This window comes from Clostridium sp. OM05-9 (assembly GCF_003481465.1).
In the GTDB taxonomy this organism is placed as follows: domain Bacteria; phylum Bacillota; class Clostridia; order Lachnospirales; family Lachnospiraceae; genus Coprococcus; species Coprococcus ammoniilyticus.
The window spans coordinates 236,017-253,686 of record NZ_QULF01000006.1 but is presented as its reverse complement, the minus strand read 5'-3'; the positions used below and the strand labels follow the sequence as shown (position 1 = coordinate 253,686).

The 17,670-nt window shown below is 39.3% G+C and carries 17 protein-coding genes and 1 tRNA gene; all 18 read left to right on the top strand.

The genetic code is table 11. The annotated features are described in order from the left end of the window. Positions 1–2: 2 nt before the first annotated feature. Positions 3–1,421 carry a hypothetical protein gene (locus DXB77_RS11525; RefSeq protein ID WP_243100181.1) on the top strand — a complete coding sequence of 473 codons (1,419 nt, stop codon included), beginning with the start codon at positions 3–5 and terminating at the stop codon, positions 1,419–1,421. A 78-nt stretch (positions 1,422–1,499) separates the two neighbouring features. Then, a complete protein-coding gene (locus DXB77_RS11520; RefSeq protein WP_118663278.1) occupies positions 1,500–1,922 on the top strand; it encodes a phage holin family protein in 423 nt (140 codons plus the stop codon). 38 nt (positions 1,923–1,960) lie between these two features. Then, on the top strand, positions 1,961–2,821 hold the full coding sequence (locus tag DXB77_RS11515; RefSeq protein ID WP_118663276.1) for a glucosaminidase domain-containing protein: 861 nt from the start codon (positions 1,961–1,963) through the stop codon (positions 2,819–2,821). 278 nt (positions 2,822–3,099) lie between these two features. Next, the gene (locus DXB77_RS11510; protein WP_118663274.1) at positions 3,100–3,510 is read left to right on the top strand and encodes an RNA polymerase subunit sigma-70; all 411 of its coding nucleotides are present in this window, start codon (positions 3,100–3,102) and stop codon (positions 3,508–3,510) included. Continuing rightward, positions 3,510–3,737 (top strand): excisionase, encoded by a 228-nt coding sequence (locus tag DXB77_RS11505; protein WP_118663272.1) that lies wholly within the window; start codon positions 3,510–3,512, stop codon positions 3,735–3,737. Before DXB77_RS11510 ends, DXB77_RS11505 begins: the two co-directional genes overlap by 1 nt. A 143-nt stretch (positions 3,738–3,880) precedes the next feature. Continuing rightward, a complete protein-coding gene (locus DXB77_RS11500; protein WP_118663419.1) occupies positions 3,881–4,126 on the top strand; it encodes a helix-turn-helix domain-containing protein in 246 nt (81 codons plus the stop codon). Further along, positions 4,060–5,340 (top strand): site-specific integrase, encoded by a 1,281-nt coding sequence (locus tag DXB77_RS11495; protein WP_118663270.1) that lies wholly within the window; start codon positions 4,060–4,062, stop codon positions 5,338–5,340. The genes DXB77_RS11500 and DXB77_RS11495 overlap by 67 nt, the downstream gene beginning before the upstream one ends. Positions 5,341–5,575: 235 nt before the next feature. Then, positions 5,576–6,496, top strand: a complete 921-nt coding sequence (locus DXB77_RS11490; RefSeq protein ID WP_118663268.1) for a DUF4268 domain-containing protein — start codon at positions 5,576–5,578, stop codon at positions 6,494–6,496. Positions 6,497–6,509: 13 nt separating this feature from the next. Further along, on the top strand, positions 6,510–7,214 hold the full coding sequence (locus tag DXB77_RS11485; RefSeq protein WP_118663266.1) for a hypothetical protein: 705 nt from the start codon (positions 6,510–6,512) through the stop codon (positions 7,212–7,214). A gap of 228 nt (positions 7,215–7,442) precedes the next feature. Then, on the top strand, positions 7,443–7,925 hold the full coding sequence (locus DXB77_RS11480) for a low molecular weight protein-tyrosine-phosphatase (RefSeq protein WP_118663264.1): 483 nt from the start codon (positions 7,443–7,445) through the stop codon (positions 7,923–7,925). A 152-nt stretch (positions 7,926–8,077) separates the two neighbouring features. After that, complete coding sequence (locus DXB77_RS11475; RefSeq protein WP_147353821.1) at positions 8,078–9,745, top strand: GGDEF domain-containing phosphodiesterase; 1,668 nt, start codon at positions 8,078–8,080, stop codon at positions 9,743–9,745. Continuing rightward, positions 9,729–10,319, top strand: a complete 591-nt coding sequence (locus DXB77_RS11470) for a prolyl-tRNA synthetase associated domain-containing protein (RefSeq protein WP_347559488.1) — start codon at positions 9,729–9,731, stop codon at positions 10,317–10,319. The genes DXB77_RS11475 and DXB77_RS11470 overlap by 17 nt, the downstream gene beginning before the upstream one ends. Positions 10,320–10,426: 107 nt before the next feature. Further along, positions 10,427–11,635, top strand: a complete 1,209-nt coding sequence (gene rlmD / locus DXB77_RS11465) for a 23S rRNA (uracil(1939)-C(5))-methyltransferase RlmD (RefSeq protein ID WP_117821957.1) — start codon at positions 10,427–10,429, stop codon at positions 11,633–11,635. Between the two features lie 19 nt (positions 11,636–11,654). Beyond that, positions 11,655–12,356: a TraX family protein gene (locus tag DXB77_RS11460; protein WP_008401875.1), complete on the top strand. Its 702-nt coding sequence runs from the start codon at positions 11,655–11,657 to the stop codon at positions 12,354–12,356. Between the two features lie 233 nt (positions 12,357–12,589). Next, positions 12,590–13,687, top strand: coding sequence for a redox-regulated ATPase YchF (ychF, locus tag DXB77_RS11455; RefSeq protein WP_117807322.1), 1,098 nt, complete (start codon positions 12,590–12,592; stop codon positions 13,685–13,687). A gap of 29 nt (positions 13,688–13,716) precedes the next feature. Next, on the top strand, positions 13,717–14,697 hold the full coding sequence (lgt, locus tag DXB77_RS11450) for a prolipoprotein diacylglyceryl transferase (protein WP_117807323.1): 981 nt from the start codon (positions 13,717–13,719) through the stop codon (positions 14,695–14,697). A 127-nt stretch (positions 14,698–14,824) separates the two neighbouring features. Beyond that, positions 14,825–14,896, top strand: a tRNA-Gly gene (locus DXB77_RS11445). A 560-nt stretch (positions 14,897–15,456) separates the two neighbouring features. Continuing rightward, complete coding sequence (locus DXB77_RS11440; RefSeq protein WP_118615920.1) at positions 15,457–17,502, top strand: LTA synthase family protein; 2,046 nt, start codon at positions 15,457–15,459, stop codon at positions 17,500–17,502. Positions 17,503–17,670 lie beyond the last annotated feature (168 nt).

The window sequence follows — 17,670 nt, the reverse complement described above, 5'->3', positions numbered from 1 at the left end:
TCATGTTAAAAGGAAAAAGCGTAATTGAACTTACGGATGTGCATACAGGTAAAAAAGAGGTGTATGAGGATACCAACCTTGTCACGGATGCAATCAATGCCATCCTTAATTCCAATATTTTAGGAATGCTCTATAACAACACATCTTTTGATGGGGAAACCGGAGAAAAATGGATGCTGCCAATCGTAAATAAACTTACAGGTGGTATTCTGCTGTATCAGGAACCTTTGGAAGAAAGGGTCGATAATCTGTATGCTCCGTTTTCTAATCCTTTGATTGGGTATGCATCAAGTGATGCAAATAATACAACGGATGTCGGAAGGGGCAGCAGAAATCTGACAGAAAGTAAGAGAATCGATGGCGGATATAAGTTTGTCTGGGATTTTGCTACTTCACAGGCAAATGGAACAATATCTGCAATAGCCCTTACGAATAGGATAGCCGGAATCGGACAGGAAAACGGCAACAATTATCTTGTCCGTATTGGTCAGTATGCATCACAGAATAATGCATATAGTGATGAAAGTTACAGACCAAATAAGAGAACTTACATCAAAGACGGATACAGGCTTGAGATGATTACAAGAAATAATTCAAAAACAGCTCTGCTTAAGAAGGTGCCGGAGGAATATCTTCATGCCGGACTTGTAGAGAACTTGATTTCACAGAAGGCTTTTGATGCTTCAGAAACTACGGAGATTGATTTAGGTCACTATCCGTACTGGATTCATAGAACCGGCTCTCCGTCAAAAGGAGAGTATGACTGTCCGAATGAGGATAATGCAAATATAAGGAGCCATATTTTTCATGGTACAGATGGCTGTTGGTATGGAATCGCAAGAAAGACTAATCAGAAGTATTCATACACATATCGTGATACAGAGCAGTTCGACCATGTCAGCTATGAATTCTATATGGATAAGATTGAGAATGGCAAGTGTACATCGCAGAAGATTTCAGTGCCAAGTGGTGTGAGTGATTTTTACAGCATCGGCATGAGTGGAAAATGGCTGATGTGCGTGTCGAGTGATAGCAGCAAGCTGTATCGGTTGGATACCACAAATGTTGCAAATCTTGAGAGGGTTACGGATTATACCTACAACAATAGTAATGAGTATTCCTATGTGGTAGATGATGATATGGTAATCAACGGATGGTATTTTGAAGATGGAAAGCCTGTACAGAAAATTGGCTCTATAGGTTATCAGAGTTACTATGCATGGGGTGTTAACCAGATGGCAAGGTACAAGACCTATATGATAAAAGAATGGGTTTATAGTTACAACGGCTATAGGAATTATAAAGATCTGTATCTGTATACACCATATCTTGCAACCATCAATAATCTTGATACGCCTGTTATTAAGACGGCAGATAAGACCATGAAAATCACATATACATTGACGGAGACAAAAGAATAAAACAATTTTGGAATCAGGCAGTTATCCATTATGGGTAGCTGCTTTTTTCATACAAAAATTTATAAGGAGGACAAGACGATGAAGGAATTCTGGAACGCAGTACAGTTCGTATTCACGGCTGTAGGTGGATGGCTTGGTTACTTTTTGGGAGGATGTGATGGTTTGTTATACGCATTAATTGCATTTGTGGCCATTGATTATATCACAGGGGTCATGTGTGCAATCAATGACAAGGCATTATCGAGTGAGGTTGGATTTAAAGGCATCTGCCGAAAAGTTCTGATTTTTCTCTTAGTGGGAATTGCAAACATTCTTGATTTGAATGTAATCGGGACAGGCAGTGTGCTTAGAACAGCAGTGATCTTCTTCTATATTTCCAACGAGGGAGTAAGCCTTTTGGAAAACGCATCCCATCTGGGACTGCCTGTACCACAGAAGATTAAAGCAGTATTAGAACAGTTGCACGACCGTGCAGAAGATGATGAGACCGGGGAGGAGTAATCTTCCCCATTTTTTATGCAGAAACGGAGGATTTTATTATGAGTGAAAAGACAACTAACTTTATTAACACAATCGGAGTGCTTGCAAGAAATGAGTTCCTTTCAAGGGACAGATGGGTTCTTCCATCAGTATGCATTGCTCAGGCTGCACTTGAGTCTGGATGGAATCTTAATGCTAAGACTTTATTCGGAATAAAGGGTAAAGGTTTTACAGCGACAACAAGTGAGTACTATGATGGACATTATGTTCAGATTCAGGATTCATTTAGAAGTTATCCAAATGCTGCAAGTGCAGTAGTAGGATATTATGATTTTATCACAGGTACATCAAGATATGCCGGAGTGGTCAATAATGCAGACTATAGGGATGCAGTTGATAAGCTGATTCATACAACGGATGGTGCACCATATGCAACAAGTCCTACTTACATTAATAATGTAATTTCGATTATCGAACAGTATAATCTTACAAAATGGGATGTAAGGGACACAAAGCCTAATACATCAAATAGCACCTCAACATCACATAATGTGGGTGAGAGAGTGAATTACCATACGATCTATGCATCTTCTGATTCAGAGCAGGCATTATCACCTCTTTACAAGGAAGGAACTATTACAAGAATTGTAGCAGGAGCAAGAAATCCATATCTTCTGGATGACGGTACTGGTTGGATTAATGATGCCTGTATTGGAGAGAGCAATACACCTTCGGTATCAGAGGACATCAGCGTGGGAGACAAGGTTCGTGTGTTGAATAATGAAACATACACGGGTGGCAGTTTTAGAACCTATTATGATGAATATGATGTTATTGAGGTTAAAGGTGACCGTGTTGTTATCGGCATTGGTGATGTAGTAACTTGTGCCATTAACAAGTGCAATATTGAAAGAGTATAAGCGTCAGGCTCGGAGGGAGAAATCCTTCTGAGCCTTATTTTTTTTGCCTTGAAATAGGGAAATGGCTGTTTCCCTTACTACCTCATTTGAAGGTGATAATAACTTTTTTATATTTTTTTCCGCCCATTTTGCTGTTTTCTGTCCAAGGGATAGTGAAGGGAAAAGGATATATTTTCGGTCAATCAATAAAAAAATGCCCAGCGAATAGTGAAGGGTATACGACTTAACGATGAACCTATAAAAGTTATTCCCTTCAAATTCGGTGGAGGTGAAACAGCATGAACGATATACAGCGACAGCAGATAAAGGAACTCAGAGGCAAAGGGTACGGATACGGAAGAATCGCACAGATGCTTTCTTTAAGTGAAAATACCATAAAGACATATTGCAGAAGGCACGGACTTGGAGGAGTGGTGGCAAACCCTGCTACCATTGATGGAGAAGTGCATCATTGCCTTTGTTGTGGCAAAGAGGTAGTGCAGCCGGGAGGACGGAAAGAGAAGAAGTTCTGCTCCGATAAATGCAGAAATAAGTGGTGGAACAGTAATCTTGATAAGGTGAATCGTAAAGCCGATTATGAGTTTATATGTCCCCATTGTAAAAAGCCTTTTAGTGCATATGGGAATAAGAACAGAAAATATTGCAGTCATGCCTGCTATATCGAGGACAGATTCGGAGGTGCAGAATAATGAATGAATTAGCCAATGAAGCAAATAAGAAGGAACCAATAGTGCCTGTGTGTGAAAAATACACTCTTACAATCAAAGAGGCAGCAGCATATTTCAATATTGGAATTAAAAAGATGCGTAGATTGGCAGAAGAAAACACAGGAAAATTTTCTGTTTTTTGTGGAAATAAATTTCTGATTATTCGTCCGAAGTTTGAAAAATTTATCGATGATTCTTCTGAAATATAATCTGCTGAAAGTAGTTATTTATCTGCCAAAAGTAGTTGATAAATAAGTGATTCAGAGTGATATATGTTATACCTCAAAAGAGGAATTTTAGCTGAGAAAGGGGCAAAGAAAAATTGAGATCAAAAGTTGATGACAAGGACACCATGACGGTTCAAGAGGCAGTTACCTATTATAAATTGAGCCGTAGAAAATTTTATGAATTATTACATCAAGAAGGATTGGAATTTATAGCCTTTTATTATAATGGCAGGAGGCTGATTCTGAAAAAAGAGTTTGAAAGATATCTGAATGGGCACCCAGAAATACGAAGGAGGGAACGAGGATGGCAGGAAAATCAGGATTGCGAAGAGATTCAAAACACAGAGTACTCCGAAGGGGCGAATCAATAAGAGCAAATGGAAAGTATCAGTTTAAGTATCATATAGGCGGGAAACCACATTTTGTTTATAGCTGGAGATTAGAACCAACTGATCCGCTCCCGGTTGGTAAAAAGCCATGTCTTTCTCTGAGAGAACTAGAAAAACAGATAGGTTACGATCTTGATAATCGGTTGGATCCATTGGGAAAGAATATTACTGTAAATGAATTGGTGGAGAGATATCTTAAGACTAAGGTAGGAATGCGACCAAACACATTAGCCAATTACAATTTTGTGAGAAACATTCTTAAAAATGAGCCTTTTGGAAGTCAAAAGATATCGAAAATAAAGACATCTGATGCAAAGTTATTTCTGATAAAGATGCAGCAGGAAGATGGGAGAGGGCATAGCACGATAAAGACAGTGAGAGGAGTACTTCGTCCGGCATTTCAGATGGCTGTGGATGATGATGTTCTTATGAAAAATCCCTTCCAATTTGAATTAGCCGGAGTGGTAGTTAATGATGCTGTCACAAGGGAAGCAATTTCAAAAGACCAAATGCGAAAATTCTTGAAATTCATACATGATGATGTGGTTTATTGTAAATATTATGAAGTGATTTACATCCTTTTTCACACAGGTATGAGAATTTCGGAATTTTGTGGACTTACAATGAGGGATATTGATTTAGAGAAAAGAACCATCAATATTGATCATCAGCTGCAAAGAACTTCCAAAAGAGAGTATGTAATTGAGCCAACAAAAACCAATGCCGGAACAAGGGTTATTCCAATGACAAATGAAGTGACAGAAATGTTTCGAGCAATTATTGAGGATAGACTAGATTATAAGGTTGAGAAAGTGATAGATGGTTATACGGGATTTCTTTTTCTGGACAAAGATGGAATGCCACTTGTAGCCATGCATTGGGAACACAGATTCAATCATATGGTCAGCAGATACAATGAAATCTATAAGGTTCAGATGCCAAATATTACCCCTCATGTTTGCAGACATACATATTGTTCCAATATGGCAAAGTCCGGCATGAATCCTAAAACACTGCAGTATTTGATGGGACATTCGGATATAGCTGTGACGCTCAATGTCTACACCCATGTAGGACTTGAGGATGCTGAGAAGGAACTTCAGAAGATGCAGGGATTGGAAAATGCCAGAAAAGAGATGGGAATTTCGGATACGGATGATAAACCTTTGAAACAGAATATGTTCAAGGTGGTATGATAATATAATATATGATAAGGAAGAGATTTTGAGGACACTCAGGCTATACGGCTTGGGTGTCTTTTTGGCTGGTAAAAGAAGAACTTGGATGCTATAATAAAATTTAATCATTTAATATTTATTTTTGAAAGGTAAAGCATTGTAAAACAGAGAATTCATCCCGTATTGATATTATAGACTATTGTTAGCATCCGGGCGAGTTCTGGGTGCTTTTTGATTGGAGGGATAAAAGGCTATGATTAACCTTGGCACATTAAAAGAAATTAGTGATTTGAGAAGTATATGGCCACATGAAGCTTTGAACTTTACTCCTTGGGTGGCAGAGAATGTTGAATTGCTTGCAGATGCTGTTGGTCTTGATATTACGGTTGATGAGACAGAGTCCTCTGTTGGAGACTTTAATGTTGATATCTATGCATCTGAAACAGGAACAGATAGAAAGATTATCATTGAAAATCAACTAGAAGATACAGATCATGACCACCTTGGTAAATTAATTACTTATGCATCTGGTAAAGATGCAGATGTGGTTATATGGGTAGTGAAGCATGCAAGAGAGGAACATAAAGCAGCTGTTGAGTGGCTTAACAATCATACGGATGATAAGATTGGATTTTTCTTATGTGAAATAAAGCTTTTCCAGATAGGTGATTCTGATATTGCTCCATCATTTACAGTAGTTGAAAGACCAAATGATTGGACGAAGGAGATTAAGAAGACAACTGCTACAAATCCAACACAGCAGCAGAGGCTGGAATATTGGCAGGCGTTCAATGATTATGCCTTTCAGAACGCAGAATTTAACAAAGCATTTAATAAGAGAAAACCAACGACAGATCATTGGATGGATTTTAGTATTGGATCATCAGCTTGTCATATCGCAGTATCTCAAATCCAAAAAAGAAATGCGATTGATGTTGAATTGTACATAAATGATGATAAGGAACTTTTCAGAAATTTGCTTTTACATAAAGATGAGATTGAATCAGTGATGGGATTGGTGCTTGATTGGAGAGAACTGCCGGAAAGAAAGGCAAGTCGTATTATTATTGAAAAAGAAGTGACGTTTGATAATCGTGCCACATGGTCACAGCAGTTTGATTATATCATGGATGTCTGCATGAAGATGAAGAAGGCATTCAAGAAGTACTTATAAGAAGGTGGTATCAATGAACACGGTAGATATGATTATTTCTTCATCCACAAGTTTTTATAATGATTTAAAGAAAGACCCGTATGGACGATATCGTTCATGGGAGCATTGTTATTCAAATTTTTATCATGCTAGAGAAAAAAATAATATTGATGTAGATTACTTAAGTTTACAATTAGCTTTTTACTTGGCGAGTTGGGGAATGTATAGAGGTTCTTCGTTTCTTTTGCAGAAAGATTATAAGATACATGCGCCTGTTGTTGAAAAGTTGCTGAATAAAAAATATGACTCATTGATGGGGATAAATTGTTCAGAATTGAAGAACGAAGTGAATCAGAAAAAACTTATAGAATTGAATGCATTTATGAGTAAGTATTATGATGTTATTCGCAGGAATGTAAAAGAGAAAGATTTGAAGAATAACTTATCATATACTCTGATTACGAAAATTTTAATGGGAACTATGGGCTGTGTTCCGGCATATGACAGATATTTTATTGCTGGCATCAAGAATCAAAAGGTTGCTACAGGAAGTTACAATATTAAGTCTATTTTACAGCTTGCAGATTTTTATGAAAGAAATGAATCTCGTTTAGAACCTGTCAGAGAGAATATGAGAGTGTATGATTTACCATACCCACAGATGAAAATGATTGATATGGGGTTCTGGCAAATTGGGTTTGATTTGGATACTAACAAAGGAATAAATGTAGCACATTAGTAATGGTTTATTTTGTACACCCTTTTGTTAAATAATGCACACCCCCATCCGTAGTCTGAACCCCCTTAACTGACTACGATTTGACTACTACACAAGGCATTGAATTGCTCCGTTTTGCATTATTTTGCAAAAAGTGTAGTTTTAGAGAAGAAAAATACGATGCCCGGAAAAGTCGATAAACCCTTGCAAAATAGGGCAATACAGGGCATTTCAGAACAGGAGAATTTTATGATTAGAGTACTTTTCATCTGCCACGGCAACATCTGCCGTTCCCCCATGGCAGAATTCATATTAAAAGATATAGTAACAAAACGTGGTATTGCCGATCAGTTTGAGATCGCATCGGCAGCCACCAGCACAGAAGAGATTTGGAATGGTGTAGGGAATCCGGTGTATCCGCCGGCAAGAGGAGAACTTGCCAGACATGGGATAAGCTGCAAAGGCAAACGGGCGGTGCAGCTTACAGCCTCAGATTATGATCATTACGATTATCTGATCGGTATGGATTCTATGAATATGAGGAATATTGAACGAATGACCGGACACAGACGTGGGGATAAGATCTATAAGATGCTGGAGTTTGCCGGACGAGATGCAGATGTCAGAGATCCGTGGTATAGTAGAAATTTTCGGGAGACTTATGAAGATGTTGTAGAAGGCTGTCAGGCGTTTCTTGACTGGTTGACAATTAACAAGAAATTAAGTAATTGATTAACCCAAATTTCACTTGATTTCCGAATAATTAAGTTGGATGCGAACTTTCTTTTTGCTAAAGAACATGTTAATATATATAATAGCAAGTTCCTGTGGGAACAGAACATGTAAAATTAGGTAAGTATTCATTGTTGGGAGAAGATATTATTATGGCATTTGAATCATGGAGAGAGATTAACAGAATAAGGAAAAATCACCGCGACGCCATATATTTTTACGCGAATCTGCAAGAGCGGTTTTACACGATTGAGGAAAATGATATTCTGCCTGATGAGTTGAATCCGGATGATAAAAATTTACTAAAAGCATTTTGCGACTGCACATGTATAGAAGAAACAGAGAAGAATAAAATGTGCAATTTGTATAGACAGATTGAGCAGGGAACAAAAGAGCCGATCAAGATGGATGATTTGGAGACATGGGTGCATCTTGAGACCAGATCAGGGAAGAAAGCTCTGATGGCAGTCCTTTGTTACCTTGAGAAAGATGAAAAAGGATTGATTCGGGAGTATGTGGGCATGATACGGATCATGCGCAAACAGGAATTAGAGAATCGGGAGATTGTGACATCGTTTAGCAATGATAAGAATCCGGCATTCTTTCTCAAGAAGATTGCGCGTTTTCAGGCAGAGCATCCGGAGCGGGAGTATGCATATATTCAGTTTGATGTCCGTAGATTTAAGTATATCAATGAGAAGTATGGCAGTGATACAGGAGATAATATTCTTCGGTATATATATGACACGCTGGATGTGATGTGTGATAAGGAACATCTGCATTGTAGATTGTCAGCGGATGTATTCCAGATCGTGACCTATTATAATTCCAGAGAAGAAATCATGGAATTTATTGATAAACTTGATGAAAAAATTCGGAGATATGGTGATATCAAGTTAAGCATTACATATGGAGTGAATATCGTACCGGGCAGCTCAACGGCATATCGCAAGCATGGAGATGAAGCAGGACTTGCCCGTGCAGAGGGTAAGCGGACGATTTTGAATAAGGTTGTATTCTATGAGGATACGCTGATGAATCATGTGAAACAGACGGGAGCGATCGAGGAAGTTGAGGAGGAGGCTCTGAGACGGGAAGAATTTCAGGTTTATCTTCAGCCGAAGTACCAGTATGACAGAAGCCATGCGAAGATCGTCGGAGCAGAGGCGCTTGTGCGCTGGATTGATGCAAATGGAAAATGCAAGTCGCCGATGGAATTTATTCCGGTATTTGAGGCAAATGGATTTATATACAAATTAGACTGTTTCATGTGGGAGATGGTATGTAAAGTTATCAGAAGATGGCTGGATACCGGAAGGCAACCACTTCCAATCTCGGTGAATGTGTCGAGAACCTATCTTCAGAAAGAAGATGTTGCAGGATATATCAGGAATCTGATCGACCAATATCAGATTCCGATGGAGCTGTTCCAGTTAGAAATCACGGAGACAACGGAGAATGCAGAATCATTGTCTTATATCAATAGTTTGAAACAGGCGGGATTTACATTGTTAATGGATGATTTCGGATCAGGTTATTCTTCCCTTTGTATGTTGAAGAATACACCATTTGACGTATTGAAGATGGATCGGCAGTTTTTGGATGAATGTTTGGACAGTAAACAGGGTAAGACGATCATTTCTCATGTGATATCCATGTCAAATGATTTGGGCTTAAGTATTATAGCAGAAGGCGTAGAGAATCGAGGAACGGCAGATTTCCTTTATGATAATGGATGTAGCGTATCTCAGGGATTTTATTTTTCCAAGCCTGTTCCGATTCCGGAGTTTGAGCATATGCTGGATGAACAGCAGAGGTAGATATAAGGAACGGGAGGACAAAGTACTGTTGGAACTTATGGATGGAAGACCGGAGAATACGGAAGGAAGACTAGAGAAGGAGATTCGGGTATATGATTTTCTTGACCATCTTGGAATAGAATATAAGAGAGTCGACCATGAACCGGCATTTACGATGGAAGTATGTGAGGAGATTGATAAGATGTTGCAGGCGACAATCTGTAAGAATCTTTTCCTGTGCAATCGTCAGAAAACACAGTTTTATCTGTTGATGATGCCGGGAGACAAGCCGTTTAAAACGAAGGAAATCACTTCACAGATCGGGAGTGCAAGACTGTCATTCGCATCGGCTGAGGACATGGAGAAATATCTGGATATCGAACCGGGGGCTGTCAGTGTCATGGGACTGATGAATGATACGGAGCATCATGTACGGCTGCTGGTGGATGAAGACATATTAAAAGGCGAGTATCTTGGCTGCCACCCATGTGTGAATACATCCAGTCTGCGGATGCGCACGACAGATGTATTCGGATTGTATCTGGATGCGGTCGGACACGATATGACAAAAGTCGTCCTGACAGGTGAAGCATAGAGCAAAGAAAAAACCAGGCCATAAGTCATATACATTCAGGGAAATGTTGTTGACCATGTGTTTGGTTTTTGCTATGTTTAGACGAGAGATTTGAAAGGAAATAAAATATGAAAGAAAATATAAAGGGACAGCCGGGAAATAGAAAACCGGATGGCAGAAAAGTCCAGTCCCCAAATAAGAAACCTAACCCCGTGGCATACGAATATACAGACGAAGAATACCGGAGATTACTTGTAAAGAAGCAGACAGAGATGGAAAAGCTGCTTTCAGGATTTGCACCGGTCGATCCAATCGTGGGAATGGAAAATCCGTATTATTACAGGAACAAAGTATGTGCAGAATTCAGAAAACTGAAGAACGGTACGATCATCTCCGGCCGATATCAGGAGGGTACTCATAATGTCATAGAGACAAAAGGCTGCAAGATCGAAGATCAGCGGGCAGATGCGATCATTCAGGATATCACAGAGCTGTTCCGGTCATTTAAAATGATGATCTATAATGAAGACAGCGGATATGGACTGATTCGTCATGTGCTGATCCGGACAGCACATCAGACCGGACAGATCATGGTGATCATTGTGACGGCATCTCCGGTATTTCCGTCGAAGAAGAATTTTGCAAATGCACTTTTGAAGCTTCATCCGGAGATCACAACGATCGTTCAGAATATAAATACAAAGGATACGAATATGGTGTTAGGTGACCGAAATCAGGTCATCTATGGCAAAGGCTATATAGAAGATGTTCTCTGTGGCAAACGGTTTCGTCTGTCGCCGGGAAGCTTTTACCAGATCAATTCTGTTCAGACGGAGAAATTGTATAACAAGGCGATCAAATATGCGGATCTGAAAAAGAAAGAGACGGTGATAGATGCATACTGCGGAATCGGAACGATCGGTATTGTTGCAAGCGACCGGGCAAAACGAGTGATTGGTGTGGAACTGAATGCAGAAGCAATCCGTGATGCGAAGATTAACAGCCGGATGAACAAGATAGAAAATATCGAGTTCTATGCAAATGATGCAGGCAGGTTTATGGTAGAACTGGCAGACGCAGATGAGCATATTGATGTTGTGTTTATGGATCCGCCTCGTTCAGGAAGCACAGAAGAATTTCTTTCTTCTGTTGTGACTCTGTCTCCGCGTAAGGTAGTTTATATTTCCTGTGGACCGGATACCCTTGCGAGGGATCTGAAGTATCTGACCACACATGGCTATCAGGTGTTAAAGATCACACCATTTGATCTCTTCCCGTTTACTGAGCATACAGAGGTTGTTACGCTATTGACGAGAGACAGAGTTATTTTTAAGTAGGAGAGGAACGTTATTAAAGATGAAAGAAAAGATAAAATTATTATCCGGTGCACAACTGAAATATATAGCATTTGCTTCAATGTTGATCGATCATGTTAATAAAACATTTTTCATATATTTTAACAGTAAGGCTTTAATAGTTATGAGTGAACTGTTTGATATATTAGGCAGGATCGCATTTCCTATCTTTATTTCCCTGTTGGTGGAGGGATATTTTAAAACGAGAAATCGATGGAGATATTTGGGAACACTCCTGGTATTTGGAATTATATCAGAGGTTCCGTTTGATATGTGTACATCTAATGTATTTTTTGAACCAAACTGGAATAATATCATGTTTACGCTTGCACTGGTGTTGGCGATGATCTGGATTATTGATGCCCTGAAAAAGAAGATGCAGACACTGCCCAAGTTCTTGTGGTATCTTGTATCTTTTATAATTGTAGCAGTAACTTGTCTGATAGCCATGAATCTGAGTCTGGATTATGATTCCCATGCGGTGTTGATTGGTTATTTTCTGTATCTTTTTCATGACAGACCGATTATTGCTATTCCGTTTAATTTTGCATCGATGTATAAGGAACCATGGGCACTTCTGGGTTTTGGCCTGATGCTTACTTATAATGGAAAGCGTGGAAAGCAGAATAAGCTTGTGAACTATTTGTTTTATCCGGTGCATCTTCTGATATTGGGAATTCTGAGAATGTGTCTTGGAATTTGACAGTAATTTGACGGCAACCGGCTGATAATCATTGAATTTTATGCCCCAATGTAGTATAATCATCGTGCTATTTTGGGGCTTTTTTGCACCATTATACAGGTAAAGAACAAGAATACAGAGAAAAATTACCTTGTGGCATCAACTTTGAACGGCCATCTGACATAACGTAATATGGCTGAATGGTATGAGTTGTATGACCTTATAAATCAAGGTTTTAAGGAGGAATTATAACCATGAAGCTCGGCATAGTTGGACTTCCCAATGTTGGAAAAAGTACATTATTTAACTCTCTGACAAAAGCAGGTGCAGAATCAGCAAACTATCCATTTTGTACCATCGACCCAAATGTAGGTGTCGTTGCAGTACCGGATGAGAGGTTAGACAAGCTGACAGAGATGTATCACTCAGCAAAGACCACTCCTGCAGTTATTGAATTCGTAGATATCGCAGGACTCGTAAAGGGCGCATCCAAAGGCGAAGGTCTGGGAAACCAGTTCCTTGCAAATATCAGAGAGGTAGATGCGATCGTTCATGTTGTCAGATGCTTTGAAGATACAAATGTTATTCATGTAGATGGTTCGGTTGATCCGATCCGTGATATTGAAACGATTAATCTGGAGCTGATTTTTTCCGATATCGAAGTTCTGGATCGTAGAATAGCAAAGACGATACGAGGTGCAAGAAATGATAAGATGCTTGCAAAGGAGCTGGATTTCCAGCAGCGTATCAAAGCGCATTTGGAGGAAGGCAAGCTTGCAAAGACTCTTGAAGTAACAGATGAGGACGAACAGGGTTGGATCGAGGAATACAACCTTCTTACATGGAAACCGGTTATTTTCGCAGCAAATGTAAGCGAAGACGATGTAGCAGATGATGGAGCATCAAATGAGCATGTTCAGAAAGTAAAAGAATACGCAAAAGAATTTGATTCAGAAGTGTTTGTTGTCTGTGCACAGATCGAGCAGGAGCTGGCAGAACTGGATGACGAAGAAAAGAAAATGTTTTTGGAAGATCTTGGAGTAAAAGAATCCGGTCTTGATAAACTGATAAAGGCAAGCTATTCACTGCTTGGACTGATCAGTTATCTGACAGCCGGTGAGACAGAATCCAGAGCATGGACGATCAAGAAGGGAACAAAAGCGCCGGGAGCAGCCGGCAAGATCCATTCTGATTTTGAGCGTGGATTCATCAAGGCAGAGGTTGTAAGCTATAAAGATCTTATGGAATGTGGCAATATGGTAGCTGCCAAAGAAAAAGGTCTGGTAAGACAGGAAGGTAAAGAATATGTGGTAGAGGACGGAGATGTCATCCTCTTTAAGTTCAATGTATAAAACAGCTTCCTTTAGGAGATAACAAGAAAATGGAAACAATTTCAGAATATTTTAACAGTATTATCTTTCCGCATTTGGGAATCTTCCTGAAGCATGTAGGTGATCATATATCCATTGGCAGCTTTGAGATCCGGTTTTATGGTATCATCATTATGTGTGGATTTATCCTTGCCTACTTCCTTGTGACAAATGAAGCGAAACGAACAGGACAGGATCCGGAAATGTATCTGGACTTTATCCTGATCCTGATCATTCCGGTAATCTTAGGCGCAAGAATTTATTATATATTGTTCCGACTGGATCAGTATATAGTGGCGGGAAATGTAAAAGAAACCATCCTTGGTATGTTAAATATCAGAGGTGGCGGACTTGCAATCTATGGTGGTGTAATTGCTGGTATTATTACCGGATGCATCTTTGCGAAGAAGCGGAAGGTAAATGTGCTTCGGCTTGCCGACACAGCAACGTTTGGTCTGCTGATCGGACAGATCCTTGGACGCTGGGGCAATTTCTTCAACAGGGAGGCGTTTGGTGCGTATACAGATTCTGTATTTGCGATGGGAATCCCTCTTGATTATTACAGACATGAAGGAACACTAAACAGTCTGATCAACAGTGGAGTGATCTCAGATACTATGCTTGCAAATACACAGACACTTCATGGTATGGAATGTATAACAGTACATCCTACGTTCCTGTATGAGTCACTCTGGAATCTGATGTTGCTGATCTTTCTTCTTATATATAGAAAGCATCAGAAGTTTACAGGTGAATTCGCATTTATCTATGTAGCAGGCTATGGCCTTGGAAGATGTATCATTGAAGGACTTCGTACAGATTCCTTAATGATTGGCAATTCCGGTATCCGTGTATCACAGCTTCTTGGATTTGCATGCTTTTTAGTTGGTGCAGTTGTGCTCATCGTTGGCTATGTTCGCAGAGCAAAAGGGCAGTTGCAGACCATTGAAAATGAGTCTGTTCAAGCGCCTTCAGAGGATGAAAACAACTAGGCTCAATGCGGTAATTCATTGCGTGAAAAAAATATTTAAAAAAGTTGAAAAAAGTTGTTGACAGAAACAACGTCTTATGATAACATATCCATTGTTGTGAGGCAAATAAATCACAACAATGGAAAATGCGCGAGTGGCTCAGCGGTGGAGCACCTCCTTGCCAAGGAGGGGGTCGCGGGTTCGATCCCCGTCTCGCGCTCTTATTTTTTAGAAGTCTTAAGATTTAAGACTTCTTTTTTTATGGTTGATACTTTGAACCTCAATGAGCCACTGCCATTTATCAGAAAAACAGTAGCATAGACGACTGACTTTCGATGATCCGATGCTGGAACGCCGGGCACAACGAATTTATCGTGCCCGGCGTTCCATGCAGATCGGATCGGAATCGAAAGGAGGAGAGTCATGCGTGTTTTACGATAAATGGCAGTGGCTCATTTGGGCTCAAAGTCTTAATCATCTTAAGAATCCTAAAGAAGATTTAATAATTGTTTTATTGTAGTTTTCTCCGAAATATGATATTTTCCCATCATATAAAGCATTCCCAAAGATATAGATAGAAGAAAAGTAAGTAAAAATTACGCAAAAAATGAAAAAATGAGGTAATTATTTGTAAAATTTGCGGATTGAATAAAAAGAAAGGAATGCTATAATGAAACCGGTTTAATCTTATTCTGAAATTACCGGTTTATGAATAAGATAACAGGATTGCATTAAGTATTTGGTTAGTGGTTGCCGAATCACGGCAGAATGGAGTTTTAGATGAAAGACAAATTGAAGAAATTGTGTAGTACAGCTATATTCCAGTGTGTTGCGATTGCAATTGTGCTGGATATTATTTTGGAGATATTGGGAAGACACTCATTTATCAATACGATGAAATATATTGTGAATGAACCATTGGTGTTCCTGTATAACTGTTCCATTATCTTTTTTACTTTGACATTGGCACTGCTGATGCGTAAGAGAGTGTTTGGTTATGGTATTATTTCATTTGCATGGCTGCTTTGTGGTGTAACGAACTGTATTGTTTTAGGTTTTCGTATCACTCCGTTTTCAGCGATCGATATGCTGATGGCGAGAAATACGATCACCATCATTGATAAGTATTTCTCAGTATGGCAGGTTGTATTCATCGGTGTAGCGTTATTTATTGCACTGGCAGCGGTTATCATATTGTTCTTAAAGTCCCCGACAATCCAGGGAAATATTTACAGGATCCGTACAACGGTTCTGATCGTTGCATCTTTCTGTATGGTTATGCTATTTACAAAGATTGCATTAAATGCACAGGCAATCTCGGATAACTTTGCAAATCTGGCAACAGCATACGATAAATATGGTTTTGTATATTGCTTTTCAAACAGTGTAGTGGATGTCGGAATCAGTGAGCCGTCAGATTACAGTGAAGAAAAGATGCTTGAGATCAAGGATGAACTGGATACGGTGAAAGCTTCGGGAGCAAAATTTGCAAAGAGAAAGCCAAACGTAATTGTAGTTCAGTTGGAATCCTTCATGGATCCATCATATGTAAAAGAATTATCTTTTAATATGAATCCGATTCCGAATTTCACAAAATTAAAAGAAGAATGTTCGTCAGGTTTCCTTACGATGCCTGCAATCGGAGCGGGAACGGCAAATTCGGAATTTGAGGTGCTTTCCGGATTTGATGTGGCATACTTCGGTGCCGGTGAATATCCATATAAGACGGTACTTGGAAGTACAACCTGTGAGACGATGGCGACACAGTTTAAAAAGCTTGGTTATTCTACTCATGCGATGCATAACCATGACGGTACATTCTATGACCGTTATATCGTATACAAGAATCTTGGCTTTGATACATTTACCCCTATGGAATACATGTATGACGTAGAGCATACCCAGAAAAACTGGGAAAAGGATAATGTACTGACCGGAGAGATCATGAAGACCCTGAAATCTACAGAGGACAAGGATTTTATCTTCACGGTCAGCGTTCAGGGACATGGAAGATATCCGAGTGAATTAGATTATGAGAATTATTCCTATCCGGTAAAAGTAACAGGTACGGGAAGTGAAGAACTGGACAATGAATGGACATATTATTGCAATCAGCTTCATGAGATGGATGAATTTATCAAGGATTTAATTGAAGAACTGAAGAATTATGATGAAGATGTAGTACTGGTAATGTATGGTGATCATTTACCGGGATTTGAACTGACAAATGATGATGTAGAGAATGGAAATCTGTACCAGACGGAATATTTCATATGGAGCAATATGAAGCATTTCATTGATAAAGATGAAGACATTCCGGCTTATGATCTGAGTACGAAGCTGTTTGATGTGATCGGACTTGAAAAGAGTGCCATGCAGAAGGTGCATACACTTTACAGCGAAGATGATCCTGAATACAGCGATGTAATGTGGAATGTAGAATATGATATGTTATACGGTAAGCGATATATGTATCCGGATGGCTGGCCATATGAGCCTACCGATATGCAGTATGGTGTAGAACCGATCTATATTACGGATATAAAAGAAGGCGATTATCAGAAAGTGTCCGATGACCCGGAGAAAGCACCGGAGCAGCTCCATGGATATTATATCAAGGGTGAGAATTTCAATGAATGCAGTTTTGTTTGGATCAACAACGGATTCAAGAAGGAAACAATCTATATAGACCGGAATACTCTGTTTATTCCTGATATCACGTTTGACGATGGTGAGGAAGTCTATGTTGCTCAGGTTGGTGATGACAGCATTGATATCGGAAAGTCGGAAGCGTTTATTTATCAGGCTCCGGTAGCAGAAAATTAAAGATAACTGATAATTCCTCATAAAAAAGAAATTTTTTGGTAATAAATAATCTTGACATTAAATAGGTTATTTGATAGCATAGCATCATATATTTTGGATATAACAGGAGCGTTCGTTTGAATGCTCCTGTTATATCAACTTACAAATAAAAAAAAGAAAGTGAGAGAA